This window comes from Iocasia fonsfrigidae (genome assembly GCF_017751145.1).
GTDB lineage: Bacteria > Bacillota > Halanaerobiia > Halanaerobiales > DTU029 > Iocasia > Iocasia fonsfrigidae.
Map to the genome: position 1 here is coordinate 3,425,502 of NZ_CP046640.1, position 26,254 is coordinate 3,451,755.

General features: G+C 39.4%; 16 protein-coding genes, 13 tRNA genes and 3 rRNA genes. All 32 read right to left on the reverse strand.

What is annotated here, in order from left to right; all coding sequences use genetic code 11:
* Positions 1-114: 114 nt before the first annotated feature.
* Positions 115-2,478 (reverse strand): glycoside hydrolase family 65 protein, encoded by a 2,364-nt coding sequence (locus GM661_RS16385; RefSeq protein ID WP_230867774.1) that lies wholly within the window; start codon positions 2,476-2,478, stop codon positions 115-117.
* A gap of 292 nt (positions 2,479-2,770) precedes the next feature.
* Positions 2,771-2,846, reverse strand: a tRNA-Gly gene (locus tag GM661_RS16390).
* Positions 2,847-2,849: 3 nt separating this feature from the next.
* Positions 2,850-2,934, reverse strand: a tRNA-Tyr gene (locus GM661_RS16395).
* A gap of 169 nt (positions 2,935-3,103) precedes the next feature.
* Positions 3,104-3,179 (reverse strand) — tRNA-Ala (locus tag GM661_RS16400).
* Positions 3,180-3,188: 9 nt separating this feature from the next.
* Positions 3,189-3,264, reverse strand: a tRNA-Thr gene (locus GM661_RS16405).
* A gap of 8 nt (positions 3,265-3,272) precedes the next feature.
* Positions 3,273-3,349: transfer RNA gene (locus GM661_RS16410), tRNA-Asp, on the reverse strand.
* 126 nt (positions 3,350-3,475) lie between these two features.
* A tRNA-Val gene (locus GM661_RS16415) sits at positions 3,476-3,551 on the reverse strand.
* A 4-nt stretch (positions 3,552-3,555) separates the two neighbouring features.
* Positions 3,556-3,631: transfer RNA gene (locus GM661_RS16420), tRNA-Glu, on the reverse strand.
* A 3-nt stretch (positions 3,632-3,634) separates the two neighbouring features.
* A tRNA-Ser gene (locus GM661_RS16425) sits at positions 3,635-3,728 on the reverse strand.
* A gap of 78 nt (positions 3,729-3,806) precedes the next feature.
* Positions 3,807-3,883, reverse strand: a tRNA-Met gene (locus GM661_RS16430).
* Between the two features lie 8 nt (positions 3,884-3,891).
* Positions 3,892-3,968 (reverse strand) — tRNA-Gly (locus GM661_RS16435).
* Positions 3,969-4,188: 220 nt separating this feature from the next.
* A tRNA-Met gene (locus tag GM661_RS16440) sits at positions 4,189-4,265 on the reverse strand.
* Between the two features lie 4 nt (positions 4,266-4,269).
* Positions 4,270-4,345: transfer RNA gene (locus tag GM661_RS16445), tRNA-Lys, on the reverse strand.
* A gap of 8 nt (positions 4,346-4,353) precedes the next feature.
* Positions 4,354-4,428: transfer RNA gene (locus GM661_RS16450), tRNA-Gln, on the reverse strand.
* A 9-nt stretch (positions 4,429-4,437) separates the two neighbouring features.
* Positions 4,438-4,554: ribosomal RNA gene (gene rrf, locus GM661_RS16455) — 5S ribosomal RNA — on the reverse strand.
* Between the two features lie 106 nt (positions 4,555-4,660).
* Positions 4,661-7,748, reverse strand: a 23S ribosomal RNA gene (locus GM661_RS16460).
* A 190-nt stretch (positions 7,749-7,938) separates the two neighbouring features.
* A 16S ribosomal RNA gene (locus GM661_RS16465) occupies positions 7,939-9,486 on the reverse strand.
* The 16S, 23S and 5S rRNA genes sit together here with 13 tRNA genes alongside, the layout of an rRNA operon.
* Positions 9,487-9,734: 248 nt before the next feature.
* Complete coding sequence (locus GM661_RS16470) at positions 9,735-9,935, reverse strand: hypothetical protein (protein ID WP_230867775.1); 201 nt, start codon at positions 9,933-9,935, stop codon at positions 9,735-9,737.
* Between the two features lie 47 nt (positions 9,936-9,982).
* The gene (locus tag GM661_RS16475; RefSeq protein WP_230867776.1) at positions 9,983-10,921 is read right to left on the reverse strand and encodes a SpoIID/LytB domain-containing protein; all 939 of its coding nucleotides are present in this window, start codon (positions 10,919-10,921) and stop codon (positions 9,983-9,985) included.
* Between the two features lie 361 nt (positions 10,922-11,282).
* On the reverse strand, positions 11,283-12,452 hold the full coding sequence (locus tag GM661_RS16480; RefSeq protein ID WP_230867777.1) for a D-alanyl-D-alanine carboxypeptidase family protein: 1,170 nt from the start codon (positions 12,450-12,452) through the stop codon (positions 11,283-11,285).
* On the reverse strand, positions 12,452-13,270 hold the full coding sequence (gene mazG, locus GM661_RS16485; RefSeq protein ID WP_230867778.1) for a nucleoside triphosphate pyrophosphohydrolase: 819 nt from the start codon (positions 13,268-13,270) through the stop codon (positions 12,452-12,454). Before mazG ends, GM661_RS16480 begins: the two co-directional genes overlap by 1 nt.
* 2 nt (positions 13,271-13,272) lie before the next feature.
* Positions 13,273-14,901 (reverse strand): putative polysaccharide biosynthesis protein, encoded by a 1,629-nt coding sequence (locus tag GM661_RS16490; protein WP_230867779.1) that lies wholly within the window; start codon positions 14,899-14,901, stop codon positions 13,273-13,275.
* Between the two features lie 460 nt (positions 14,902-15,361).
* Entirely contained in the window at positions 15,362-15,916 is a 555-nt protein-coding gene (gene spoVT, locus GM661_RS16495; protein WP_125986278.1) for a stage V sporulation protein T, read from the reverse strand.
* A 208-nt stretch (positions 15,917-16,124) separates the two neighbouring features.
* Positions 16,125-19,625: a transcription-repair coupling factor gene (mfd, locus tag GM661_RS16500; RefSeq protein WP_230867780.1), complete on the reverse strand. Its 3,501-nt coding sequence runs from the start codon at positions 19,623-19,625 to the stop codon at positions 16,125-16,127.
* Between the two features lie 65 nt (positions 19,626-19,690).
* Positions 19,691-20,248: an aminoacyl-tRNA hydrolase gene (gene pth / locus GM661_RS16505; protein WP_125986282.1), complete on the reverse strand. Its 558-nt coding sequence runs from the start codon at positions 20,246-20,248 to the stop codon at positions 19,691-19,693.
* 35 nt (positions 20,249-20,283) lie between these two features.
* On the reverse strand, positions 20,284-20,934 hold the full coding sequence (locus GM661_RS16510; protein WP_230867781.1) for a 50S ribosomal protein L25: 651 nt from the start codon (positions 20,932-20,934) through the stop codon (positions 20,284-20,286).
* Positions 20,935-21,044: 110 nt separating this feature from the next.
* Entirely contained in the window at positions 21,045-21,989 is a 945-nt protein-coding gene (locus tag GM661_RS16515) for a ribose-phosphate diphosphokinase (RefSeq protein ID WP_125986286.1), read from the reverse strand.
* Positions 21,989-23,359, reverse strand: coding sequence for a bifunctional UDP-N-acetylglucosamine diphosphorylase/glucosamine-1-phosphate N-acetyltransferase GlmU (gene glmU, locus GM661_RS16520; protein ID WP_230867782.1), 1,371 nt, complete (start codon positions 23,357-23,359; stop codon positions 21,989-21,991). Before glmU ends, GM661_RS16515 begins: the two co-directional genes overlap by 1 nt.
* A gap of 2 nt (positions 23,360-23,361) precedes the next feature.
* Entirely contained in the window at positions 23,362-24,213 is an 852-nt protein-coding gene (locus GM661_RS16525; RefSeq protein WP_125986290.1) for a hypothetical protein, read from the reverse strand.
* 131 nt (positions 24,214-24,344) lie between these two features.
* Positions 24,345-24,602 carry a septation regulator SpoVG gene (gene spoVG, locus GM661_RS16530; RefSeq protein ID WP_230867783.1) on the reverse strand — a complete coding sequence of 86 codons (258 nt, stop codon included), beginning with the start codon at positions 24,600-24,602 and terminating at the stop codon, positions 24,345-24,347.
* A 75-nt stretch (positions 24,603-24,677) separates the two neighbouring features.
* A complete protein-coding gene (locus GM661_RS16535; RefSeq protein WP_230867784.1) occupies positions 24,678-25,661 on the reverse strand; it encodes an AIR synthase family protein in 984 nt (327 codons plus the stop codon).
* A gap of 4 nt (positions 25,662-25,665) precedes the next feature.
* Positions 25,666-26,190 carry an ECF transporter S component gene (locus tag GM661_RS16540; protein ID WP_230867785.1) on the reverse strand — a complete coding sequence of 175 codons (525 nt, stop codon included), beginning with the start codon at positions 26,188-26,190 and terminating at the stop codon, positions 25,666-25,668.
* Positions 26,191-26,254 lie beyond the last annotated feature (64 nt).

Consider the following 26,254-nt stretch of genomic DNA (forward strand, 5'->3'; position numbering starts at 1 on the left):
GGTTGTATATCTGATTTTTAAAATTCTACAACCGGTTGTAAAACACTACAATATAATTTATATTTAAACATTTATTAAAAAATTCCTTCTTTTTTTAATGAATTCCTTAAAAATTTAAAAATTGCTTTTTTCTATTCCTCTGCCAGCTGATAATAAGAATCTCTCTCCCTTATGGAAAATCCTAATCTCTTCACCTGTAATTAACTTATAATAAGTTTTATCACGCTTAACACTTATCTTAATTTGTCTATCCTGAAATTTTATCTTAAAGGCAAACCCCTTCCATTTTCGAGGAACACAGGGATTGAAATATAACTTTCCGTCATAATTGCGCATGCCAGCAAACCCCTTAATCAAAGCTAACCAGGAACCTGCCATACATGCTGTATGCACACCCTGATAAGCATTATTATTATAATCATCAAGATCCAAACGGGCTGTCATCATAAAATAATTATAGGCATCATCCATATAACCAATCTCATTCGCAATTATACTGTGAATAGCCGGTGATAAGGAAGAATCATGTGTTGTTTTCGGCTCATAAAAATCATAATTAGCTTTTTTTTCTTCTAAAGAAAAGAGATTTCCCAATAACAACATCAGCAATATTACATCTGCCTGTTTAATAACCTGATATTTCCAGATAACCAATGGATGCCAGTGCTTTACCAGAGAAATTTCTTCAGAAGGAATAGCATCTACATCGATTGCTTCTTTATAAAGAAAAGAGTCATCCTGTGGGTGAATACCGAGTTCTTTATTAAATGGCAGAAACATATTGTCCGCAGCCTTTTGCCAGGCATCTATTTCTTCTTCCTCTAGCTTAATTCGCTCTTTTAAATCACGATATGCCTTAGGGTTTTCTTCAGCAGTTTTCTTAATCACCTCTATTGCCCACTGCAAGTTGAATCTAGCCATATAGTTGGTATAACAGTTATTATTAACACCTGGTTTATATTCGTCAGGACCGCAGACCTCATTAATACAAAACTTCCCATCTCGAAGTGGTATATATCCACCATGATCTATCCACATACGGGCAGTCTCTACTAATATTTCTGCACCATAATTATGCAAAAAGTCCTTATCTTTAGTGGTATTATAATATTGATAAATAGCATAAGCTATATCTGCATTAATGTGATATTGAACAGTAGAACCCATAAAAAAGCCAGATGCCTCTTCACCATTAATTGTCCTCCAGGGGAAAAGAGCCCCATCAAGTCTTACCCTCCTAGCATTTTTCCTTGCCTTATCAAGGTTATGATAGCGGTACATTAATAGACTTTTGGCAATTTCTGCCCTACTATAAAGGAAAAACGGCATGATATATGTTTCAGTATCCCAGAAATAATGCCCTTCATAATACTCACCTGTTAAACCTTTAGCAGCAATATTTGTTCTACCGTCACGGCCGGTAGACTGTAAAAGATGAAAGGCATTAAATCTGAACGCCTGTTGTAAAGCTAAATCACCATATATTTTTACATCAACATCACTCCAGTATTCTGCCATATAATCAGTATGCTTTTTTAATAGATTTTTATCCCCCATCTCCACAGCAATATTTAGGTTATTTATAAGTTTATTTTTCAATTTATTTTCAAGCTCTGAAAAGTCAATATTAAGACCTAAATCTAATGATGTATATACACATAAATATCTCTGTAGAGAATATTCTTTTCCCTTTTCAACATTAAGTTCATATTCAACACTAAGCCCTTTCTCTGAAGACAGGTGTTTTTTGCTTATAATAACACCTTCATTAGAAGGTATTAAAACATTCCTACATGCCATACCAGTTGCAATAAATGTACTGGTTGCTTTCTGAATAATGTACTCAATTTCTCCTTGAAAACCTCTGTCTTTAACTACAAGTTCCCTTTTATTTCTCAAATGATGATAATTAGTAGAATCACCCATTATTCTTGTCTTTAATAAAACATGTCCGGAAAAATTTAGCGGCTTAAATTTATAAATAATCATCCCCAAATGGGGTTTATCCTGAGATAAAAACCGTAAAATATTAAAAAATATTTTTTTCCCTCCTGGACTGGTCCAGGTTAATTCCCTTAGCAAAACACCCTTTTTCATATCAAGTGATCGACTGTAGTCACTCACCTCACCCTGAAGCAGGTCATATTTTTCACCATTAATATATAGATTGATAGATGACCATTTTGCCAGGTTTAACATAGTTTGACTCTGACGAGGTAAATCTGGCGCCTCTTCAGGATATATTATCTCCTCTGAGCCATATACACCATTGATATACATACCTGGTGTAGAAGTATAGTCTGGTCCAGAGTAATCTTCTTCTAATGTCCCTCGCATCCCCATATACCCATTTCCGAGGGAAAAGATCGCCTCATTATGATGATTAGTCTCTACTGAAAAGCTATCCTCTGTTATATTCCACGGCTCACAAGGGTATAAAGGTTTTTCTTGATATTTATTCCGATGATATGCTCTCACTTCAATCTCCCCTTTTATTATTTATTACTAATTAAGCATCTTGTATAATTAATTTCCACATCTTTTTTAACTAAATTTACAGTTCTTTTATATATCATTATACTCGTTATATTACAAGTCTTGCAACCGGTTGAAATATTCATTAAAAAAATAACTTAGTTATACTTCTTCATAAAATAAGTAATCCCTTTTTTTAACTAGAGTTTATCTTATTTAATCAAAACCAAAAATTATAATAATAAAAAAACACTCTACATAAAACGCTAGAGTGATGTATACATAAGTATAAATATGGAGCGGGAAACGGGATTCGAACCCGCGACCTTCTCGTTGGCAACGAGATGCTCTACCAGCTGAGCTATTCCCGCATCTGGTGGAGGGGGAAGGATTTGAACCTTCGTAGGCATCGCCGGCAGATTTACAGTCTGCTCCCTTTAGCCACTCGGGCACCCCTCCGCTTTTTAGAAGTAGGATGTAGGATATCAGAGGTAGGATTGAATGCAAATTTGGTTTGCACTTATAAAACCAACTAACAACCTGTGAATCCTAATTAATATTATAAATACCATTAAAAACACTAAATTCAAGTCTCTTGCTTCTGACTTCTTACCTCTTACATCCGTTGTGGTGGAGATAAGGGGACTTGAACCCCTGACCTCTTGACTGCCAGTCAAGCGCTCTCCCAACTGAGCTATATCCCCATATTACACTGGAGCCAATGACCGGATTTGAACCGGTGACCCCTTCCTTACCATGGAAGTGCTCTACCTGCTGAGCTACATTGGCAAAAAAAATGGCGAAGGCGATGGGATTTGAACCCACGATCTCCGGCGTGACAGGCCGGCGCGATAAACCACTACGCTACGCCTCCGTATTTAGATGTCAGAAGTATGACATCAGAGGTAGGATTGAATGCAAATTTAGTTTGCACTTACTCAAAAGCATAATTCATCATCAAGTCTTATGAATTCTTACTTCTGACCTCTTACTTCTTTTATGGTGGGCGAAACAGGGCTCGAACCTGTGACCCCCTGCTTGTAAGGCAGGTGCTCTCCCAACTGAGCTATTCGCCCAAAATGGCACCCTCAAGGGGATTCGAACCCCTGCCGCCAGGATGAAAACCTGGTGTCCTGGACCCCTAGACGATGAGGGCATATGGCGGAGAGGGAGGGATTCGAACCCTCGCTAGGGTGTTAAACCCTACTACAGGTTTAGCAAACCCGCCCCTTCAGCCACTTGGGTACCTCTCCGGTTTAGATGTTGAAGGTAGGATATCAGAAGTAAGAAAATAATACTTACTTCCGACTTCTTACCTCATACCTCTTAATTGGTGGGTCTAAGTGGATTTGAACCACTGACACTGCGGGTATGAACCGCATGCTCTAGCCAGCTGAGCTATAGACCCATGTATAATGGAGCGGGAGACGGGATTCGAACCCGCGGCCCTCAGCTTGGAAGGCTGATGCTCTAGCCAGCTGAGCTACTCCCGCAAGAAAACATATCGAAATTTTATATTAATTATACATGCAACTGAATAATAAATCAAGTGTGAGAAATTGGTAGCACCACAGGCACTCCGTATTTAAACAAAGCATACAAGAATATAATTGGTTGCACCACAGGCACTCCGTATCTAACTAAAATCATATAAGAAAAATTTGGTTGTACCACAGGTGCTCCGTATTTAAACAAAGCATACAAGAATATAATTGGTTGCGGGGGCCGGATTTGAACCGACGGCCTCCAGGTTATGAGCCTGACGAGCTACCAGACTGCTCTACCCCGCGTCATTGGTGAGCCATGGAGGAATCGAACCTCCGACACCCTGATTAAAAGTCAGGTGCTCTACCGACTGAGCTAATGGCCCACATATTGTGGCTAGGGCGGCAGGATTTGAACCTGCGAATCATGGGACCAAAACCCATTGCCTTACCACTTGGCTACGCCCTATGGAAATAAAATCGGCAGCGACCCACTCTCCCACAAAGTCACCCTTGCAGTACCATAGGCGCTGGAGGACTTAACTGCTGTGTTCGAAATGGAAACAGGTGTTTCCCCTCCGCAATTGCCACCGAAAATTTTATCTGCTTTTTATAATACACCAAATATTATAGCATATCTATCTTAGTTGTCAATAGACTATTCTTTCAAAAATGCATACAGGAAAATAATTTTTAAAGTTAAGATTAAGCCCTCGCCCTATTAGTATTGGTCAGCTTAATGTGTTACCACACTTCCACCTCCAACCTATCAACCTGGTCATCTACCAGGGGGCTTACCTCTTGCGAGTGGGATACCTAATCTTGAGGCTGGTTTCACGCTTAGATGCTTTCAGCGTTTATCCATTCCACACTTAGCTACTCAGCTATGCTCCTGGCGGAACAACTGATACACCATCGGTGTGTCCATCCCGGTCCTCTCGTACTAGGGATAGCTCCTCTCAAGTATCCTTCGCCTGCGACGGATAGGGACCGAACTGTCTCACGACGTTCTGAACCCAGCTCGCGTACCGCTTTAATGGGCGAACAGCCCAACCCTTGGAACCTGCTTCAGCTCCAGGATGCGACGAGCCGACATCGAGGTGCCAAACCTCCCCGTCGATGTGAACTCTTGGGGGAGATAAGCCTGTTATCCCCGGGGTAACTTTTATCCGTTGAGCGACGGCTCTTCCATTCAATACCGCCGGATCACTAAGCCCTACTTTCGTACCTGTTTGACTTGTTGGTCTCACAGTTAAGCTCCCTTTTGCCTTTACACTCTTCGTGCGATTTCCATCCGCACTGAGGGAACCTTTGGGCGCCTCCGTTACTTTTTTGGAGGCGACCGCCCCAGTCAAACTGCCCACCTGACAATGTCCCATGACCAGTTTATGGCCTCTGGTTAGAATTCCGCTAAAGAAAGGGTGGTATCCCACTTGCGGCTCCTTTGATACTAGCGTACCAAGCTCTTAGCCTCCCACCTATCCTGTACATCCTTTAGCAAAACCCAATATCAGGCTACAGTAAAGCTCCACGGGGTCTTTCCGTCCTGTCGCAGGTAACCAGCATCTTTACTGGTACTACAATTTCGCCGAGTCCCTTGTTGAGACAGTGCCCAAGTCGTTACGCCATTCGTGCAGGTCGGAACTTACCCGACAAGGAATTTCGCTACCTTAGGACCGTTATAGTTACGGCCGCCGTTTACTGGGGCTTAGGTTCTATGCTTTGGTTTTCACCTAACACTTCCCCTTGACCTTCCAGCACCGGGCAGGCGTCAGCCCCTATACTTCGTCTTACGACTTAGCAGAGACCTGTGTTTTTGCTAAACAGTCGCTTGGGCCTCTTTGCTGTGCCCACTTTCGTGGTACCCCTTCTCCCTAAGTTACGGGGTCATTTTGCCGAGTTCCTTAACAAGGGTTCTCTCGCGCGCCTTAGAATTCTCATCCCGTCTACCTGTGTCGGTTTGCGGTACGGGCACTATTAATCTCACTAGTGGCTTTTCTTGACAGCTTGTTTGACAACTTCCCCTCTCTCGGGTCCAGATCACCTTCGATAGTTAAATAAAGGGATTTGCCTCTTTATTCCTACCTTGGGCTTCTGCACACACCTCCAGTCGTGTGCTTTGTCTTTCTTGCCGTGTCCCCACTTCATTCAAACGATTAATAGCGGCATTGGAATCTCTACCAATTATCCATCACCTACGCCTTTCGGCCTCGGCTTAGGTCCCGGCTTACCCTGAGCGGACGAGCCTTCCTCAGGAAACCTTAGACTTTCGGCGGAGGGGATTCTCACCCCTCTTTTCGCTACTCATACCGGCATTCTCTCTTGTATAGCGTCCACTGCTCCTTACGGTACAGCTTCTTCCACTATACAATGCTCCTCTACCATGTGTAAACTGTTCACGCAATCTACTGCTTTGCTAAATAGACTTTAGCCTGGAGTCATTTGGTCAAAAGTCTCGTTTTGAATTTCTTTTTGTTACTTTTGACTAAATGTAACTCTATATCTCTATCTCTTAGTTATCAATAGACTCCGTGAACAATTTACACATCCACAGTTTCGGTGACAGACTTTAGCCCCGTTACATTTTCGGCGCAAGGACGCTCGACCAGTGAGCTATTACGCACTCTTTAAATGTATGGCTGCTTCTAAGCCAACATCCTGGTTGTCTTTGCGACCTCACTTCCTTTCCCACTTAGTCTGTACTTTGGGACCTTAACTGGTGGTCTGGGCTGTTTCCCTTTCGACTACGAAGCTTATCCCACGTAGTCTGACTCCCAAGGCTTATAAACTTAAGTGTTCGGAGTTTGAATGGATTCGGTAACCTTGTTGGGCCCCTAGTCCAATCAGTGCTCTACCGCCTAGTTTTATTCCTTGAGGCTAGCCCTAAAGCTATTTCGAGGAGAACCAGCTATCTCCAGGTTCGATTGGCCTTTCACCCCTACCCACAACTCATCCAATGATTTTTCAACATCACCTGGTTCGGGCCTCCACGGGTTCTCACTCCCGCTTCACCCTGGTCATGGGTAGATCACCTGGCTTCGGGTCTATTCCTTGTAACTTGCGCCCTATTCAGACTCGCTTTCGCTGCGGCTTCACCTTTCTGGCTTAACCTTACGCTACTAAGAATAACTCGCCGGTCCGTTCTACAAAAAGTACGCGGTCAGACTTTCTAATAGTCCTCCCACTGCTTGTAAGCTTACGGTTTCATATTCTATTTCACTCCCCTCACGGGGTTCTTTTCACCTTTCCCTCACGGTACTTGTTCACTATCGGTTACCTGGTAGTATTTAGCCTTGGAAAATGGTCTTCCCTTCTTCCCACAGGGTTCCTCGTGTCCCGTGGTACTCTGGATAATCTAAGGTGTCTCTCCTTTTCACCTACGAGGCTTTTACTCTCTCTGGCTGACCTTCCCAGGTCATTCGGCTAAAGATTCAACTGCCTTTGTGATTCTACAGTCTCACTCATGATTATCCTAAACCCACATTTAACAACGGCTGTAGCCTTACATTAAATGTGTTTGGGCTCTTCCCCTTTCGCTCGCCGCTACTTAGGGAATCTCTTTTGATTTCTTTTCCTCGGGGTACTTAGATGTTTCACTTCCCCCGGTTCCCTTCATATAGCTACTTCTTTCACTATATGATGACGGCCCTCTCGACCGCCGGGTTTCCCCATTAGGATATCCGCGTATCTACGCTTCTTAGCAGCTACTCGCGGCTTTTCGCAGCTTGGCACGTCCGTCTTCGGCTCCAGGTACCTAGGTATCCACCGTAAGCCCTTATTAGCTTAATCTTTCTTCTTAGAAAATTGTAGTACCTTCCTAGAAGTTTCCGTCTTCGCTTTCTTACTTCTTACCTCAGACCTCTTACTTCTTTTCTGGTACCTTCGTCTTTTCCTGTATGCAGTTTTCAAAGAACAGTTTAAGGAAACATTTTTAACGTTCCCTCAAAGTTGAACAACAAGCTTGACGCATTCTCCTTAGAAAGGAGGTGATCCAGCCGCACGTTCCCGTACGGCTACCTTGTTACGACTTCACCCCCCTTACCAGACACACCTTTGGCATTCGCAAATGACTTCTGGTGCATCTAACTCGGGTGGTGTGACGGGCGGTGTGTACAAGGCCCGGGAACGTATTCACCGCAGTATGCTGACCTGCGATTACTAGCGATTCCAACTTCATACAGGCGAGTTTCAGCCTGCAATCCGAACTGGGATCAGCTTTCTGAGATTTGCTCCACTTCACAGCTTCGCTCCCCTCTGTACTGACCATTGTAGCACGTGTGTAGCCCGAGGCATAAAGGGCATGAGGACTTGACGTCATCCCCACCTTCCTCCGGCTTTCACCGGCTGTCTCCTTAGAGTCCCCAACTTTACTTGCTGGTAACTAAGGATAAGGGTTGCGCTCGTTGCGGGACTTAACCCAACATCTCACGACACGAGCTGACGACAGCCATGCACCACCTGTCTCCGTGTAGTCAAAGACTAGACTCTACTTTCATAGATGGTCACGGGATGTCAAGCCTCGGTAAGGTTCTTCGCGTTGCATCGAATTAAACCACATGCTCCACCGCTTGTGCGGGCCCCCGTCAATTCCTTTGAGTTTCAGTCTTGCGACCGTAATCCCCAGGCGGGACACTTATCGCGTTAACTCCGGCACTGATGGATTCGAACCACCAACACCTAGTGTCCATCGTTTACGGCTGGGACTACCGGGGTATCTAATCCCGTTTGCTCCCCCAGCTTTCGTACCTCAGCGTCAGTTGCAGACCAGAGAGCCGCCTTCGCCACTGGTGTTCTTCCTAATATCTACGCATTCCACCGCTACACTAGGAATTCCGCTCTCCTCTTCTGCACTCAAGATAGGCAGTTTCAAATGCACCTTACCGGTTAAGCCGGTATATTTCACAGTTGACTTGCCTATCCGCCTGCGTACCCTTTACGCCCAGTAATTCCGGACAACGCTTGCTCTCTACGTATTACCGCGGCTGCTGGCACGTAGTTAGCCAGAGCTTCCTCCTTAAGTACCGTCAGGTCAATGCCATTTCCTGCATTGACGGTTCTTCCTTAAGGACAGAGCTTTACGACCCGAAGGCCTTCATCACTCACGCGGCGTTGCTCCGTCAGGCTTGCGCCCATTGCGGAAGATTCCCCACTGCTGCCTCCCGTAGGAGTCTGGGCCGTGTCTCAGTCCCAGTGTGGCTGATCGTCCTCTCAGACCAGCTACGGATCGTTGCCCTGGTGAGCTATTACCTCACCAGCTAGCTAATCCGACGCGGAGCCACCTCTCAGCGATGCCTAGGCACCTTTACTTAAGTGTAAATGCTTACTCTTAAGGCTATCTGGGATTAGTCCGGCTTTCGCCAGGTTATCCCTGACTGAGAGACAGGTTCTCCACGCGTTACTCACCCGTCCGCCACTACCCGGATCTTATCTTCATCCCGAAGGATTCTGTTAAGGCGGGTCGTTCGACTTGCATGTGTTAAGCACGCCGCCAGCGTTCGTCCTGAGCCAGGATCAAACTCTCCATTAAAAATTTTAATAGATTATTTGTGACTCTTTGAATACTTTTGAACTCTTTTGGATACTTGCCTTTTATTTAAAAAAGGCTCGCACTTGCGTCATTGCTTGTTGTTCAATTTTCAAGGAACATTAATTGTTTATCTCACTGACTTTTTATTATCTGTCAGCGAATTATATCTTATCACTTTTAACCTCACTTGTCAAGAAGTTTTATTTTATTTCAAAAATCATTTTCCAAGTGCTGTTAACAGCGACGTTTTACATCTTATCATCTCTGTCGATTACTGTCAAGTAGTTTTTTTGAAATAATCTTTTTATCATGCAACTACTTAATAGTTCCAACAACTTACCGCTTTTAGCGACGACAAGATATATCTTAACATCTCTATCTCTTCCTGTCAAGGAAATTTTAAAATGACAGCGTTGTCTATCACCATCTTTTGTGACGACAAAATACATTCTAACATCATCTTGCCATACTGTCAAGAACTTTTTGGGGAAATAGTTCAATCATATTCTTTAACAATCTCTATATCTTTAAAATAATGAGAAACAATCTCCTCTGGTGAACGACCATCTTTAGCCATAGCATATGCCCCCCACTGACTCATTCCCACACCATGACCAAAACCTGCACCACTAAAACTATACCTATCATCCTGTTTTTTTATCTCTGATATCTTCGTTGATTTTAATCTTTTTGGATCTAACTCATTCCTGAAATTGGCTGCCTTTACTGTAGCACTTCCTTTACTTCCTTTAAAACTGAGGTCAATGATCCTACCTGTTCTATCCCTATCTTCAATAACAACTTTCTCAAGAACACCTATATCTTTCCCCATACTACTTAAGGTTTCTTCAATCTCTCTATTAGAAAATTCAATGGTCCAATTTTGAACATCTTCCGGAGCCATCTCATCTGGCGAATTTACAATTTTAATATATGGTGGTTCATCTTTTTCATAGGCAAGTCCTACTTTAGCAGACGTAGTCTGGCCTCCAGCACTGGCATGAAACCAACCCTTAATATAATCATCCTGATGTACTACAACTTCACCACGGGTTTTACTTACTGCATCAGCTAATTCCTGGGTAACATTTTCCGGCTTAAACTCCTGAGCAAATTCATAACTTCCACTAATAACATTTGTCTTATTCTCATCCATATATTTTAATGCAAAGGTACGGGCAATTATAGCCTGTGCTGCATAGGCATTAGCAGGCCAACCCTTTTTCATTTCTCCTGCTACAACCCCGGTTATATATTCCTCAAATTTCATCTGCTTTTCCTGACCATCTGTCAGTTTAACAACTATTTCTGGCTCCTTTTCTAATCTATTCCGCTCTCTAACCCCTTTAACCCTAGCCTGATTACCACATGCTACAGCCATAGTCATTATAATTATAAATATAAAAATAAAGAGAAACAGCCTTGTAAACTTCATTAATAATCCCCCTTTATATTTTGATAACAGTAGTAGTCTCTCTTAAACTAGAGATATTATTCATTTCATACACCTTCACATTATATATATAATAATCATATATTATTATAAACATAGTAATTGGGAGGTGATAAAATGGGTAATGTTGCTGAACACTGTGGCCGAGGTGGTCTCTGTGGTGACAGTTTTATATTTATAGTCTTCTTAATTCTTATACTGTTATTACTTGGAGGAAATATATAATTTAGTTTAACTATAAACAAAGTAAACTATTTATAATCAATCTATTAAGATTTTTTACAATTTAAAAAAGCCGACCAAGTCGGCTTTTTTAGTACATGCAAAATATATATTTGATAATCTAATTAATAAATTTCCCGATCAAACTACCAATCCAATTAAGAAACCCTCTCCAGAGTCTCACAAATATATTCGCTTTTGCTATATCTTCTGTTGCCAGAAGGTCTACAGCTGCTAGAACCTTTCCATCCTGTATTATTGCCTCTTGACCAAGTACCTCTCCCTTTTTTATCGGAGCAGATAATCCATCTCTAAGTTTAATTTCCCTTTCCAGGGTATTCTTACTACCCCGTTTGATCACAACATATAAGTCCCTGGCAGCTTCAGCTGTTGTAGTCGTCTTTTTCCCATCAGCAATGTTAATATTTTGAACTTTGCTTCCCTGCTCAACAACCTTTTCCTTAATAAAAGCATTAAATCCATAATCTAACAGACGGGATGTTACTTCTTCCCGTTCCTGTTCTGTTTCTGCCTTTAAAACCACCGATATAAGCCTCATATTTTCCCTTTTAGCTGTTGCAGCCAAACAGAAGCCTGCTTCCTGGGTATGACCAGTTTTTAATCCATCCATGCCAGGATATTTGTTTATTAATTTATTAGTATTTGTTAAATCTGCCTTCCTATTGGGCAGTTGTAATATATCATGCCAAATAGAAGCCCATTTAAGAACCTGTGGATGTTTGATTAACTCTCTAGCCATAATAGAAATATCTCTAGCGGTTGAGTAATGTTCTCCATGTTCAGTAGGCAAACCAGTAGAATTTACAAAATTTGTATTCTCCATCCCCAATTCTGCAGCTTTTTCATTCATTTGACCTACAAAATTGCTATAAGTACCACCAATAGCCTCAGCAATAGCTACACTAGCGTCATTAGCTGATGCTACAGTAACAGCCTCAAGTAAGTCCTCGACTTCAACCCTTGTATCTGCTGCCAAAAATATCTGAGAACCACCCATTGATTGGGCATGTTTACTAATTGAAATCTTATCATCTAAATTAATTGTTCCCTTTTCTATCTCCTCCATTGCTAATAGGAGAGTCATTATTTTTGTGATACTGGCAGGTGGAAGAACTTCATTAGCATTTTTTTCAAATAATACCTGCCCCGTTTCGTAATCCACTAAAATTGCCGATTCTACCCCTGCCTCAAAATCTGCTGCATAAAGACTAGTTGATATAAAAATAAAAGTAAGTAATAATATTATTCCTGTATAAAAATATTTATTCATTAATAATCCTCCTTATTGTATGATAATTTATGCTTTGCTTCTTCCCAATACTCATCCAATTCATCTAAAGCTAGTTTTTCTAAAACCGCACCTTTATCCTTAACCCTTTCTTCAATATACCTAAACCTGTCCTTAAATTTGAGTATTGTCTTTAATAATGCTAATTCAGAATTAACATGACTAAATCTTGCAAGATTTACAACCGCAAATAATAAATCACCTATCTCTTCACTTATAGCAGTTTTATCATTCTCTTCAATTGCAGCCGTAACTTCACCTAACTCTTCTTCAATTTTACAAACCACATCTTTTATATCTGACCAATCAAACCCTACCTCAGCAGCTTTTTTCTGCAGCTCATCAGCTTGATTTAAGGCTGTTTGAGCTTGGGAAACATCATCTAGAATAGATTCTTTTCTTTTACCCGATTCAATTTTTTCTTCCTTCTTTATTTCTTCCCAAAGATGTTTTACTTCATTAGCTGAACTAAGCTTTTTTTCTTGAAAAACATGGGGATGACGTCTTATTAGTTTATTGTTGATACCCTCCAAAACATCAATTAAAGTAAAGTCATCTCGCTCTTTCCCGATCTGAGCCTGGAAAATAACCTGAAGCAAAAGGTCACCCAGTTCTTCTTTTAGAGCTGTTATATCTTCCCTCTGTAGGGCCTCTACAACTTCATAGGCCTCTTCAATAATATACGGCTCTAAAGAATTATAATTCTGTTTCTTATCCCAAGGACAACCATTTGGCCCGCGTAATACCTCCATAATATCTACCAAACGATTTAATTCCTCTGCCATTTTTTCTTTATCCATAATTAATTCCTCACTAACCCAATTTTTTTTAATTTTTCAGCAAAACTCTTCCCCACTTTAGGAATCATTAACAGGTCATTATATCTAATCGCCTTAATCACAAGTAAAATTAAAAAATATAGTATTACTGCTAATAATACTATTATAAATGTAGCAGCCGGATAGTGATACCTGGTTATTTTACTTAATAAAAAGTCTATTAAGGAAAAACCCCTGTAAACTATCAATCCCATTACTCCAACAGCAAAAACTGGTTTTATCACCAGAGCCTTTAAATCAAGCAAAAAGTGGGTATATTTTTTAACATATATTAAATTCAATAAAGCAGCAACTGCAAAACCTGTTACTGTACCGAAAGCAGCACCCTTTATCCCAAAAGCGGGGTGGGCAGTCAATACATAATTGATCAAAGCATTAATTAAGGCGCCCAGCAATAGATTTGCTGCAGGAACCCTGGTTTTACCTATTCCATTTAAAATAGCTGAACTGGTATGTTGTAGTCCAATAAATAAGACACCCCAGGCCGATATCCTTAAGATTGCAGCTGCAGTAGGCACAGCAAAAATCACTGTTGTTAAAGGCTCAGCCAGCACAAAAAGCCCTGCTGCTGCCGGCAGACTAATCAATACTGCCAGACGCAGGCCTGCTTGAGTTCTATATTTAATAAGCTTTTCTTTATTTAAAGCAAAAGCCTCAGAGATAGACGGCACCAGACTGGTTGCCAGTGAAATGGTAATAATAGTTGGGAAATTAACCAATGTCATAGCAACTGCAGTCAGTTCCCCAAATAAGGCCATCGGGTCCTGTACCAGCACTCCTGCCTGTAGACGCATAGGAACAATAATAGTATCGACTAAATTCATCAGGGGTTGTACCAAAGCCCCTAATGTTATGGGTACAGCTAATAAAGCTATCTCCCGTATAAACTGACCCGTATTTGCTAGTTTAACAGATACTTTATTGCCATCCCTTATAAACTTCCATATTTTTTTCCTCTTTCTATAGTATATAAAAATTAAAGTTAAAAGTCCAGCAATAGATCCTGTCACAGCACCAGAAGTAGCCCCGGCAGCAGCCAGTCCAAGGCCCTTACTTAATAATAAATAAGACAACCCTATCATTGTAATCATTCTAATAAATTGCTCTATAATCTGAGATATAGCCGTAGGCATCATATTCTGTAAGCCCTGAAAAAATCCTCGATAGGTAGCCATCAGTGATACAAAAAAAATCGCTGGAGATATAGCCAGTATTGGATAATATGCCTCAGGCCCCCATTTAAACAATACAGTCAGGGGTTTAGCTAGAACAGCCATCAAAATTGAAACAAATAATCCAATAAAAAAGGCCATATACCTCCCAACTGTAAAAACCTGGAAAGCCGCCTTTCTATCACCTAATGAAATCTTTTCAGAGATTAATTTAGCCAGAGCAATAGGAATTCCTGAACGGGAAACAACTAGCAGGGTAGTATAAACAGGATAAGCTACCTGGTATAGTCCCATACCTCTGGTCCCTATAATCCTGGTCAAGATTATCCTATAGGCAAACCCCATCACTTTAGCAATCAGACCAGCCGCTGTCAAAATAGCAGCACCCTTAATAAAACTTTGCGCCTTCTCCTCACCCATCTCTAATACATCCTTCCCCTAATGTATTATTTATCTTTTCCGATATCATATTCTTTTAAACTTGAACAAAATGGCTTTACGACCATAATAATTTTTATTCTACCGCTTGTCGTTCGCTACGACATCCGTGCCTCCACTCTCTGTCAAAACTTTTTGCTCCGGCGTCCTGCCTCCACAAAAAGTTAGAGTCGCTATAGAATAAAAAATTATTACTTAGCCACCTTGACTAAGACCAATATATTTACTGGACGACTCTAGAAATTATCCGTAGGCAGGACGCCGAAGGAGAATTTCTCGACAGTAAGCGTAAGCAGGACGCTGTAGCGCACGACAAGGAAAGTAAATATATTTGTCGGTCTTCAAAGTTATCCATAATTTTCCTTAACAAGAACAAATATAAGTAAGCATATGTATTTTTTATTACCCCCTCCTTAAACAGAGGGGGATTAAGTAAATATTATTACTGCTCCATCTGCTTAGCCAGGAAAGAAGCGGCTGTATTGGCCAGCTTCATTTCAAGTTCACCCATTTCCTGCCCTTCTTCCTTAGCACTCATTACTACAACACCAATAGGATCTCCTTCCACAATAATGGGTGCCATCACAGATGAATTGAAAGAATAATCCTCAATTTCACCAATACCCTGGCAAAAGGAATCTACTCCTTTATCGTTTATGATAGATGCCCTTCTATCTTCCATTACCTTTTCTGCATCACTACTTATTTGTTTTTCTAGGAAAGTCTTTCGCGGAACACCTGAAACGGCTATGATCACATCTCTGTCCAGTATAAATACCCCATGATTTGTCTCTTCAGCTAATGCATCTGCATATTCCTGGGCAAATTCACTTAATTCACCGATCGGGGAATATTTCTTAAGTATAACTTCACCCTCCCGATCAACAAAGATTTCAAGTGGCTCTCCTTCCCTGATACGCATTGTACGTCTTATCTCCTTAGGGATAACAACCCTGCCCAGATCATCAATTCTTCTTACAATCCCTGTTGCTTTCATAGACTGCCGGAAACCCAGCAAATCACCTCCCTTTGAGTTCTGACCCCAATCACCTGTAATATACATTTGCTGTCTAATATTTAAGAGGAAGGGGTTTCTAAAAATAGCTTTCCCATAGAAGGTAAATTTATACTATCTAAGATAAGGTTGCTAATCCTGACCCACAAAAATAACAAATCAAAAAATAAGAGTCTTGTATACAGGTGATTTATTTTCCAGAAAGAACAATAAAATCCTGTAGGATCTTTTCTAAAAACATGATGTCTTTACCTTTAATTCCCAGAGACGGTGTCCTTCCTGACTTTATTCTTATCTTTCCTTTATGTCTGTCTATCAATTTAAATAATATATCAGGATCTATATCTTTAGCACTTGCAAAATAACATATAATATAACTATTTTTATAGGTAATTTTATTTATACCCAGTTTACGGGCAGCAATTTTAATCTTACTAATATTAATCAAATTAACCACTACCTCTGGAGGATCACCAAAACGGTCTATCAACTCATCTATAAGACTACTGAGGGTCTCTTCCTTTTTAACAGCCATTATTTTTTTATATATTTCAATTTTTTGCTTTGCATCTGTAATATAATCATCAGGTATATAGGCATCTACTGCTAACTTTATTTCAACTTCCAATTTATCTTCATCTTTTTGACCTTTTAATTCCTCAATTGCATTTTCAAGTAGTTTACAGTATAAAGAAAAACCAATTGTTGCAATATGACCATGTTGTTCAGGACCCAATAAGTTACCTGCACCCCTGATTTCCAGGTCACGCATAGCAATCTTAAAACCGGAACCAAGGTTTGTAAACTCCTTAATTGCACCCAAACGCTTTTCAGCAACCTCCGGCAAAATACGATCCCGTTCATATAACAAATAGGCATAGGCAACCCGGTTAGAGCGGCCTACCCTGCCACGCAGCTGATATAATTGAGCTAAACCCATTATTTCAGCCCTATTAACAATAATTGTATTAACATTCGGCAGGTCAAGACCAGTCTCAATAATAGTTGTACAGACCAGCACATCATAATCATTATTATAAAAATTCATCATTAATTTTTCCAGTTTATGTTCATTCATCTGACCATGTGCTACGGCAACTCTGGCTTCAGGTACTAATTTTTTAACCATATCTGCTTTTTCCTCAATATCTTCTACCCTGTTATGTACAAAATATACCTGTCCCTGCCTGCCTATCTCTTTTCTGATAGCATCACGTACTAATTCGCGATTAAATTCACTAATATGAGTCCTGATCGGATATCTATTTTGTGGTGGCGTTTCAATAACACTCATATCCCTGACCCCAACAAGAGCCATATGAAGAGTCCTTGGTATCGGGGTTGCTGATAGGGTCAGTACATCCACATTTCTTTTAAAATCCTTTAAACGCTCCTTATGTGTAACCCCAAATCTCTGTTCTTCATCAACAACCAATAACCCCAGATCATTAAAAATAATATCTTTAGATAGTAGCCTGTGTGTCCCAATAATTATATCAACCTCTCCCAGGGCTAGCCTCTTTAAGACATCCTTCTGCTCAGAACGGGTCCTAAACCTGCTGATCATTTCAATTGCAATTGGATAATCTTTCATTCTTTCTACAAATGTATTATAGTGTTGTTGGGCAAGTATAGTAGTCGGAACCAAAACGGCTGTTTGCTTGCCATCCATAACAGCCTTAAAAGCAGCACGAATCGCAACCTCTGTCTTACCATAACCTACATCACCACATAACAAACGATCCATCGGGGTATCAGCTTCCATATCCTGTTTTACATCTTTGATAGCTTGCAACTGATCAGGTGTCTCTTCATAAGGGAAAGCCTCTTCAAACTCCTGCTGCCAGACCGTATCTTTAGAAAAACTATATCCTTCAACTGTCTCCCGTTCTGCATATAATTCGAGAAGACCAACAGCCATTTCTTTTACTGAATCCTTTACCTTTTGTTTGACCTTTTTCCATTCGCTCCCACCCAGTTTATATAAGCTAGGCGGTTTCTGGTCTGCACCAATATATTTTTGAACTAAATTAACCTGTTCAGTCGGCACATATAATTTATCTTCACCAGCATATTGTAAAACCAGATAATCCTGGTGTTTACCCTGAATATCCAGAGTTTCTACCCCAGTATATTTCCCTACTCCATGATTTTCGTGAACAACATAATCACCAATACTTAACTCTTCAAATGATGATATGTTCACACCTTCTTCCAGGTCATGTAACCGCTGCCGTTTTTTCTTCTGAGCCTGACCAAAGACCTCTTTTTCTGTAAAGACAACTAATTTAAGGTCCTCAAAAATAAAACCCTCTGCCAGACTTCCCTCCCTGACCATAATCGCTCCAGGTTTAAGGGAATCCCCTTCCTTAATCACCAACAGCTCCTCTTCTTGTAGATATTTAATAAGTCTACTTACCTTGGTCCTGGAATTTAAGGTTATCATCACCCGGTACTTATTATCCTGAAGTTTTTTTAATTCATCTAATAATAAAGGAAGTTTACCGTGATATGGTTCAACACCCCTTGTCGTAAATAAAAAGCTTTTGCTAGTATCTATAGGAGATACTGTACTGGCTATATCTGAAGAAAATAAAATATTACTATATTTACTTAATTCCTCAATAAGCTGATTAATATCCAGAAAATTTCCCCTATATCCAGGTGTTACACTCCCCTGCTCCAACAAGGTAGCCTGGGTTGCCATTAACTCTCTATCAAGGTGTCTAACCCTTTCCCAGAATCTCCCTGCCTGATTGATAAAAATTCCCGCCTTCTCCGGCAGATAATCAAAAAGAGAAGCAGGCTCATAAAAAAAAGGCAAAAATTGTTGGTTGCCAGGGAAATCATTCAATTCAGATAATTTTTCTAAATTATCATTCATTCTATCTAATAAATAATCAGCTTCTTCATCATTACCCGATTTTTTCAAGACTTTTATCGTATCCTGATATTCCTTACGAATAACCGGTACTACCCTATTAAAATCATCCTTTGAAAAAACAATTTCCCTGGATGGTGGTATAACAATCTCTTCCAGCTCAAGAAACGAGCGCTGGGATCCCAGGTCAAATGACCTTATTGAATCAATCTCATCACCAAAAAACTCTATCCTGATAGGTTTCTCAACAGAAAGAGTATAAATATCAACAATACCACCACGCACACTAAATTCACCTGCTTCCTCAACCATTTCACTCCTTTTATAGCCCAGTACAGCCAGAGAAGAAACCAATTTAGAAAGATTCATTTCCTGCCCAGTATTAAGGTAAAGTGAATATTTTTCAAAGGCTTCAGGTGGCATGGTCGTCCTTAATAAATTGGCAGTAGTAGTTATTACAATTTTGGCTTTATCAGGGAAAATTGTTAGTTCCTGTAATACCTTTAATCTACTACCAAGTTCTTTATAATCCTCAACTATTTGCTCATGTGGTAGAACTTCAATTTCAGGGTATATCAAAACCCTTTCTTCAGGCAAAAAACGAATCAGGTCTTCATAGTATTGTTCAACATGGTAGGTATCATTTACTACCAGAAGTATATTATCAGGTAGGCTCTCAATTATATTAGCTATAAAAAAATTCAGCCGTGAATTAACAAGCCCCTTAACCATGAGATTTTGCCTGTCATTTAAGGCCAATAAGAAATCAGCTATTTTTTTATTGTTTAAAAACAAAGAATTCAACACCATATTTTTCCTTCCCTTATACAAATATCAAAAGGGCCCCTGCTAAAAAGCACGGGCCTTTTATTTATTTAGTTATACTTATTCATAGCAGCCTCAAAGCCATCTGTTATAATAATAGGGATAGCTCCACTAATATTTTTAATTGCTTCATTAATTAATTTATCCTCATCTTTAGAAAAATAACCCAGTACATAGTTTGTAGTAGCCATACCCTCCGGTGGACGGCCAATACCTACACGTATTCTTGGTATTTTATTTGTTCCCAGACAATTTATAATCGACCTAAGGCCATTATGACCCCCGGGACTTCCGGCAGTCTTTATTCTAATTTTCCCTGTTGGCAAATCCATATCATCATAGATAACGATAACTTTATTGAGCGGTACCTTGAAATAATCAAGAATCAACTTTACAGATTCACCACTTTTATTCATATATGTCTGTGGTTGGGCTAATATTACCCTCTTATTTTTAATCTGTCCTTTAGCAAGAATAGCTTTAAGCTTATGCCTTGTACCTGTAATATCAAAATCCCCCGCCAGATTATAGACAACCCTAAACCCAATATTATGACGGGTAGAACTATATTTATCACCAGGATTACCCAGACCAACAATTAAATACATTTTACTCCCCCTGGGTCTTTATCCATTTAAATAACCTATTCCTCATCCTCTTCTTCAGCTGTTTCTTCCTCTGCATCTTCTTCACCTATTACTTCTGGTTCCATAAATTCATCATCTTCTTCTTCAACCTCTTCCTCAACCAGTTCTGTTGGAACAACAACAGTTACAACAGCTTCATCAAGAGGGGTAACAACATCTATATCTTCTGGAATATCAATATCATTTACTAGTAGAGAATTACCTACTTCCAGAGCAGAGATATCCAGTTCTATTTCTTCAGGAATATTAAGAGGTAAACATTCAACTTCAATCTCTCTGAGCAACTGCTGTAGTACACCACCATCTGCTACACCAACAGCATTTCCTGTAAGATTGAGGGGTACTGATATAGTAATCTTTTCATCCATTGAAATATGATGGAAATCAATATGCAGAATATCTCCACTAATTGGATTTTTCTGTACCTCTTTGATCATTACTGTTTCCTGGTCACCATCTAATGTCATATCAAAGATAGCATTCCCACTCATTTTATGTTTTAAGTCTTCCGGATTAATAGTCAGTGCTTGCGAATCACGGGTCTTACCATATACTACAGCTGGTACAAAGCCTTCTCTTCTTAATCTCCGGGCAACACCCTTACCAGTTTCTGCTCTTAACTCAGCCTTTAGATTATATCTTTCCATAACAATCCTCTCCTTTACTTATTCAAACACAGCTAGTAAAAAAATATGTTCTAAATCATATTATACCATCCATCTTATATTTCAGCAAGTGTCCAATAATTATTCCCCTTTTAGAATAAAACACTTACTGATAGGTCCTTAAAAATACGGTCTATTGCTTCAGCAAATAATGGTGCTACTGATAGGACCTTAAGATTGTCCAGTCCACAATCAAGGTTCTGGGGTATGGAGTTGGTAACAATTATTTCTTTAAATGGGGCAGCCTTCAATCTTTCAATGGCAGGTCCAGAGAATAAACCATGTGTCCCACAGGCATATACATTATCAGCCCCTTTTTCTTTTAAAACCTTAGCAGCCTGAGTAATAGTACCGGCAGTATCAATAATATCATCAAACAGAATTACATTCCTGCCTGAGACATCACCAATAACATTCTGAACCTCAGCCACATTAGCCTTAGGTCTTCTTTTATCAATAATCGCTATTGGCAGATCTAAAGATTCTGCCAGCTGTCTAACCCTTTTTACTGCTCCAACATCTGGTGCTACAGCAGTAAGATTTTTCAAACCCTTGTTTTTAAAATAATCTATCATAATAGGTGCAGAATACAAATGATCTACTGGAATATCAAAGAAACCCTGTATCTGTGGTGCATGGAAATCAACAGACAGCAGTCTACGGGCACCTGCTTTGGTAATTAAATTAGCAACAAGTTTTGCTGTTATCGGATCGCGCGGTTGTGCTTTGCGATCCTGTCTGGCATAACCATAATATGGTACTACAGCTGTTATTCTGCGGGCAGAAGCCCTTCTAAGGGCATCAATCATAACCAGTAACTCCATAATATTCTCATTTACGGGTGGACTTGTTGGTTGAACAACAAAAACATCAGCTCCCCGTACTGTTTCATCAATGGTTACACCTATCTCACCATCCTTAAAGCGACATATCTCCGCACTTACCAATTCGGTTCCCAAACAATCACAAATTTCTTTAGCGAGAGCACGGTGGCAATTCCCAGCAAAAATCTTTAATTTGTCACTGTATGTAGACATCAATTATCCTCACTACCTCCCTTAGTCTTATCAAAGGTTCTGGCAGGGACACCAACTACAGTAACAGCCTCTGGAACATCTTTAGTCACTACAGAGCCTGCCCCTGTCTTACCTCCATCTCCTATACTTATCGGAGCAACTATAGTAGTATTGCTCCCAATAAAAACATTATCACCTATCTTTGTTTTATGCTTATCCTGACCATCATAATTAGCAAAAATAGTACCGGCACCAACATTAGTCCCTTTCCCAATCTCTACATCACCAGCATAGCTTAAATGAGGCACTTTACTATTTTCCCCTATCCTTGCCTTTTTTAGTTCTACAAAATCACCGATTTTCGCCCCTTTCTCAACTATCGAACCTGGCCGTATATAAGCAAAAGGTCCAATATTTACACCATCACTTATTTTACTATCTTGAATTATACAGTGGTCTACAATATTAACTTTATCGGCTATTTTTGCATTATTTAATCTGCAGTGTGAACCTACTACACTATATGAACCAATTTCAGTCTTTCCTGCTAGATATGTAAAGGGATAAATAATACTATCACGACCTATTGTAACACCTTCATCAATATATGTTACAGCCGGGTCAATAATAGTAACACCATTTTTCATATGACAATTATTAATCCGCTTTCTAATTATTTTCTCTACCAACGAAAGGTTAACTCGATCATTAACCCCAATTATTTCATTATTATCTTCACAGACCACAGGTATTATAACACCATCTGTTTCATTAATATAACTTATTGTATCTGTTAAGTAATATTCCTGTTGGGCATTATTATTATCTAATCTGGTCAGGGCAGCCTCTAAACATTTGCTATCAAAGCAATAAACCCCACTATTAATCTCCTTGATTTCCTTTTCAGTACTTGAAGCATCCTTTTCTTCAACAATCCTCTCTATATAACCATTATTATCACGAATAATCCTACCATAGCCTGAAGGTTCTTCTAAATAAGCAGTAAGGACTGCAGCTGCAGCACCCTGTTCCTCCCTCTGACGAATAAGCCGCTTAAGCCTCTGGGGACTGAGTAATGGTGTATCACCATATAAGATCAGTACTGAACCTTGATGTTCCTTAATATAACTCGCAGCCTGTAAAACAGCATGACCTGTACCCAGCTGTTCTTTTTGCAGTACTGACTTAACCCCTTTTCCCTCAAGTAATTTACTTACCTTATCACCCTGATGGCCCACAACTGCTACTACCTGGGAGTTTATTTCATTAATATTATCAATAACATGTTCCACCATAGCTTTTCCAGCAACCTGATGGAGGACTTTAGTTAAGTCAGACTTCATCCGGGTTCCTTCCCCAGCTGCTAATATAATAGATAATAAATCAGACATCTTTATCCTCCCTGTCTATTAATTAAAATATGAAACTGATCTGTTTCAAGAAAAGAACGATTTTCTTCTTTAATTATATTAGTCAATTTCAGGTTAAAATCCAAGGCAGGTAATCTACCATTCAAAATATAGTAACGTAGATATACTGGATACAAGGCATCTTTAATACCATATTGCACAAGTAAATCCAGATTATTATAAGCACTAAAAAGGCCAACTACATCGGTGTTAAGGACTTTTTTCACTGCTTTATTAAGACTTGACCCGCCGATTATATTAGCCAGATTACTATCTGCCAGTAAATCCATTGTATCATCATAGAAATATAATTCAGGTAATTCATCCCCATAAGCAGACTCCAGGATAGAAATATCAGAATTAAAATTATGTCCCACAATTATATCTGGCTTAAACTCTTCTATAACATTTCGCAAACAATTAATTCCGTCCACAATATCTACCGACTTAGCTAATTTATTATTGGTAAATATTATTCCGGAAGAAATATATTCCAGTCCATCAAGTATAACATATTGAATCAAATCAAGCTTACTTTTTAGGTATTCTGTATCGATACCCATAATTCTCCGGGCCCTTGGTTTCTTACTCCAGGAAGGATCAACCAAAAAAGTAATCATTTCATCATAGGTTGTATCAATTTGTTGTAATTTTTTTAAAATAACAGATTCATAGTTTCTTATACCAATTACTTCAGCCAGTTCTTCTGTTGAAGCAGCCTTAAATTTCTTCTCAGTTGGATAGTGCTTGAGTATTTTCCTTAACCTCTTGCCACGTCCAAGTATTATAGCTAGTTTATGTTGATATAGATCTTCTGCCATTACATATAATCTCATTTAATATCCCCTTAATAATACCTTTAACCGTTAGAAGTATAACAGACTGGATTACTTTTGTCAAGGTAATAGACTAAGCCTTGACAGTAAAAAGACAGCGGCCTTTATCAAGCCCCTGTCCTACTTAGCAATTATGCAATCTCTTCATTATATTTATTTATAATTGCATCATGTATTAGATTCCTTGTGTCATTATTAATGGGATGACAAACATCTCTAAATTCACCATTTTTATCTTTTCTGGACGGCATAGAGATAAATAATCCTTTCTTACCATCAACAACCCTCATATCCTTTACTACAAATGAATCATCAAAAGTAACACTCGCAAAAGCCTTAGTAGGACCCTCCTGAGAAGTTAAAAATACCCTGACTTCAGTAATTTCCAACAGTTACACCACCTTTTTTATTGTTATAATAAATTATAACCTGCCCAACCTTCAAAGTCAAGAAAAAAAAGGAATCTATTCCATCACTCTCCATAATTCGTCTTTGCCAGACCAATTAAATATTTCTTTACTTCCTTTTTTATAAACATAGTTACCCCCAGAAGTAACCTTACCAATCACAGCTGCTTCAATACCGTTATCTGCCAGCTCCTTTATCAATTCTTCTCCATTTTCTATTGTTATTAGCATACTTCCAGAAGAAATAAGGGCTGTCGGCTCTATTTCCATCATCTTACAGATAACCGCTGTTTCCTCTGTTAATAAGAGTTTATCTTCATATAATTCAAAGCCTAGTCCAGTTGCCTGAGAAAGTTCTTCAAGGGCACCATAAAGACCCCCTTCAGTAATATCATGCATGGCATTAGCACCCATCCGGGCTGCTATGATACCCTCTTTTATTACACTTAGTTTATTACCATAAGAACAGGCCCTTTTTAATAATTCAGGTTTTACTCCCTTTTTACTTAATTCATCATAATAATCATTAGCCAGAATATAAGTACCTTCTATACCAATACCTTTTGTTATAATAATATCATCACCAGGTTCAGCCCCTGCCGATGAAACAAATTTACCCCTGACAGCCTTACCAACTGCAGTTACTACAATAATGGGTTTATTTACAGCAGATAAAATCTCTGTATGTCCACCTAATACCTCTACTTCTATCTTACGGGCAGTATCATTAATCTCTTCCATTAGTCCGGCTATTTCCTGATCAGTAATTTCAGCCGGCAGAAGTAGAACAACCTGGATACCAAGTGGTTTAGCCCCGGCAGAAGCTATATCATTACAGGAAACATGAACTGCAAGATAGCCTGCATTCTTACTTGCACCAGTAATAGGATCAGAAGAAATCACTATTAAGTCATTAGCTGGGTCAATGACTGCCGTGTCTTCGCCAATACCAGCATGTAGTAAAACATCATCTCGTTTATAATTGATTTTATTTAAAACAATCTCTTTTAATTTATCTCCAGGTATTTTACCTATCTGCATTAAATCACTTCCTAAAATATCTATTAATATGATGTGTCAGAGGAAGGGCAATAATCCCCCCAATAAGCATTTGCATGTAATCAATCCCTATTTCAGGGAGCACTGCTGGCCAGCTAATTAAAAAACCCTTGGTAAGGGCATAACCCAGAACCATAAAATTCCCCCCAGCAATAATAGCAACTAAATTATCCTGCCACCTCTCTCCATGAGAAAATAGCCCAACAAGATAACCTTCAATCCCTTTAATAAAAAATGTAAAAGGAGCCCAGATATAATATCCAAGCAGAATATCCATTAAAGCTGAACCAATTGCACCAGCAGTAAAACCTGCCCTGCGGCCAAAAACAATGGCGATTATATATATAGCAACTTCACCAAGATTAAAATATGAACTGCTAGGTCCTGGTATATGTAGAAATGTTGCTACAGCCGTAATGGCTATAAATAATGATAGAAAAGCTAGTTCCCTGGTAGTAAGCTCTGTATATTTTAGATTCCTTAGTTTTTCTTGAATATTACCCTGTTTCATGTGACCTCATCTCCTTTATTTTTTTAGTATATCCCCAGACAGCTTTAAAGTCAAGAAAAACCCA

Bases quoted from the DNA above. Each gene is read 5' to 3' on its own strand.
- GM661_RS16490 (WP_230867779.1), bottom strand. From the start codon at position 14,901: ATGGGTGAGGAGAAGGCGCAAAGTTTTATTAAGGGTGCTGCTATTTTG.
- GM661_RS16515 (WP_125986286.1), bottom strand. From the start codon at position 21,989: ATGTCTACATACAGTGACAAATTAAAGATTTTTGCTGGGAATTGCCAC.
- mfd (WP_230867780.1), bottom strand. From the start codon at position 19,625: ATGGTGTTGAATTCTTTGTTTTTAAACAATAAAAAAATAGCTGATTTC.
- mazG (WP_230867778.1), bottom strand. From the start codon at position 13,270: ATGGATAAAGAAAAAATGGCAGAGGAATTAAATCGTTTGGTAGATATT.
- GM661_RS16480 (WP_230867777.1), bottom strand. From the start codon at position 12,452: ATGAATAAATATTTTTATACAGGAATAATATTATTACTTACTTTTATT.
- GM661_RS16475 (WP_230867776.1), bottom strand. From the start codon at position 10,921: ATGAAGTTTACAAGGCTGTTTCTCTTTATTTTTATATTTATAATTATA.
- GM661_RS16510 (WP_230867781.1), bottom strand. From the start codon at position 20,934: ATGGAAAGATATAATCTAAAGGCTGAGTTAAGAGCAGAAACTGGTAAG.
- GM661_RS16525 (WP_125986290.1), bottom strand. From the start codon at position 24,213: ATGAGATTATATGTAATGGCAGAAGATCTATATCAACATAAACTAGCT.
- spoVT (WP_125986278.1), bottom strand. From the start codon at position 15,916: ATGAAAGCAACAGGGATTGTAAGAAGAATTGATGATCTGGGCAGGGTT.
- GM661_RS16535 (WP_230867784.1), bottom strand. From the start codon at position 25,661: ATGCAGATAGGTAAAATACCTGGAGATAAATTAAAAGAGATTGTTTTA.
- glmU (WP_230867782.1), bottom strand. From the start codon at position 23,359: ATGTCTGATTTATTATCTATTATATTAGCAGCTGGGGAAGGAACCCGG.
- pth (WP_125986282.1), bottom strand. From the start codon at position 20,248: ATGTATTTAATTGTTGGTCTGGGTAATCCTGGTGATAAATATAGTTCT.
- GM661_RS16540 (WP_230867785.1), bottom strand. From the start codon at position 26,190: ATGAAACAGGGTAATATTCAAGAAAAACTAAGGAATCTAAAATATACA.
- GM661_RS16470 (WP_230867775.1), bottom strand. From the start codon at position 9,935: ATGTATTTTGTCGTCACAAAAGATGGTGATAGACAACGCTGTCATTTT.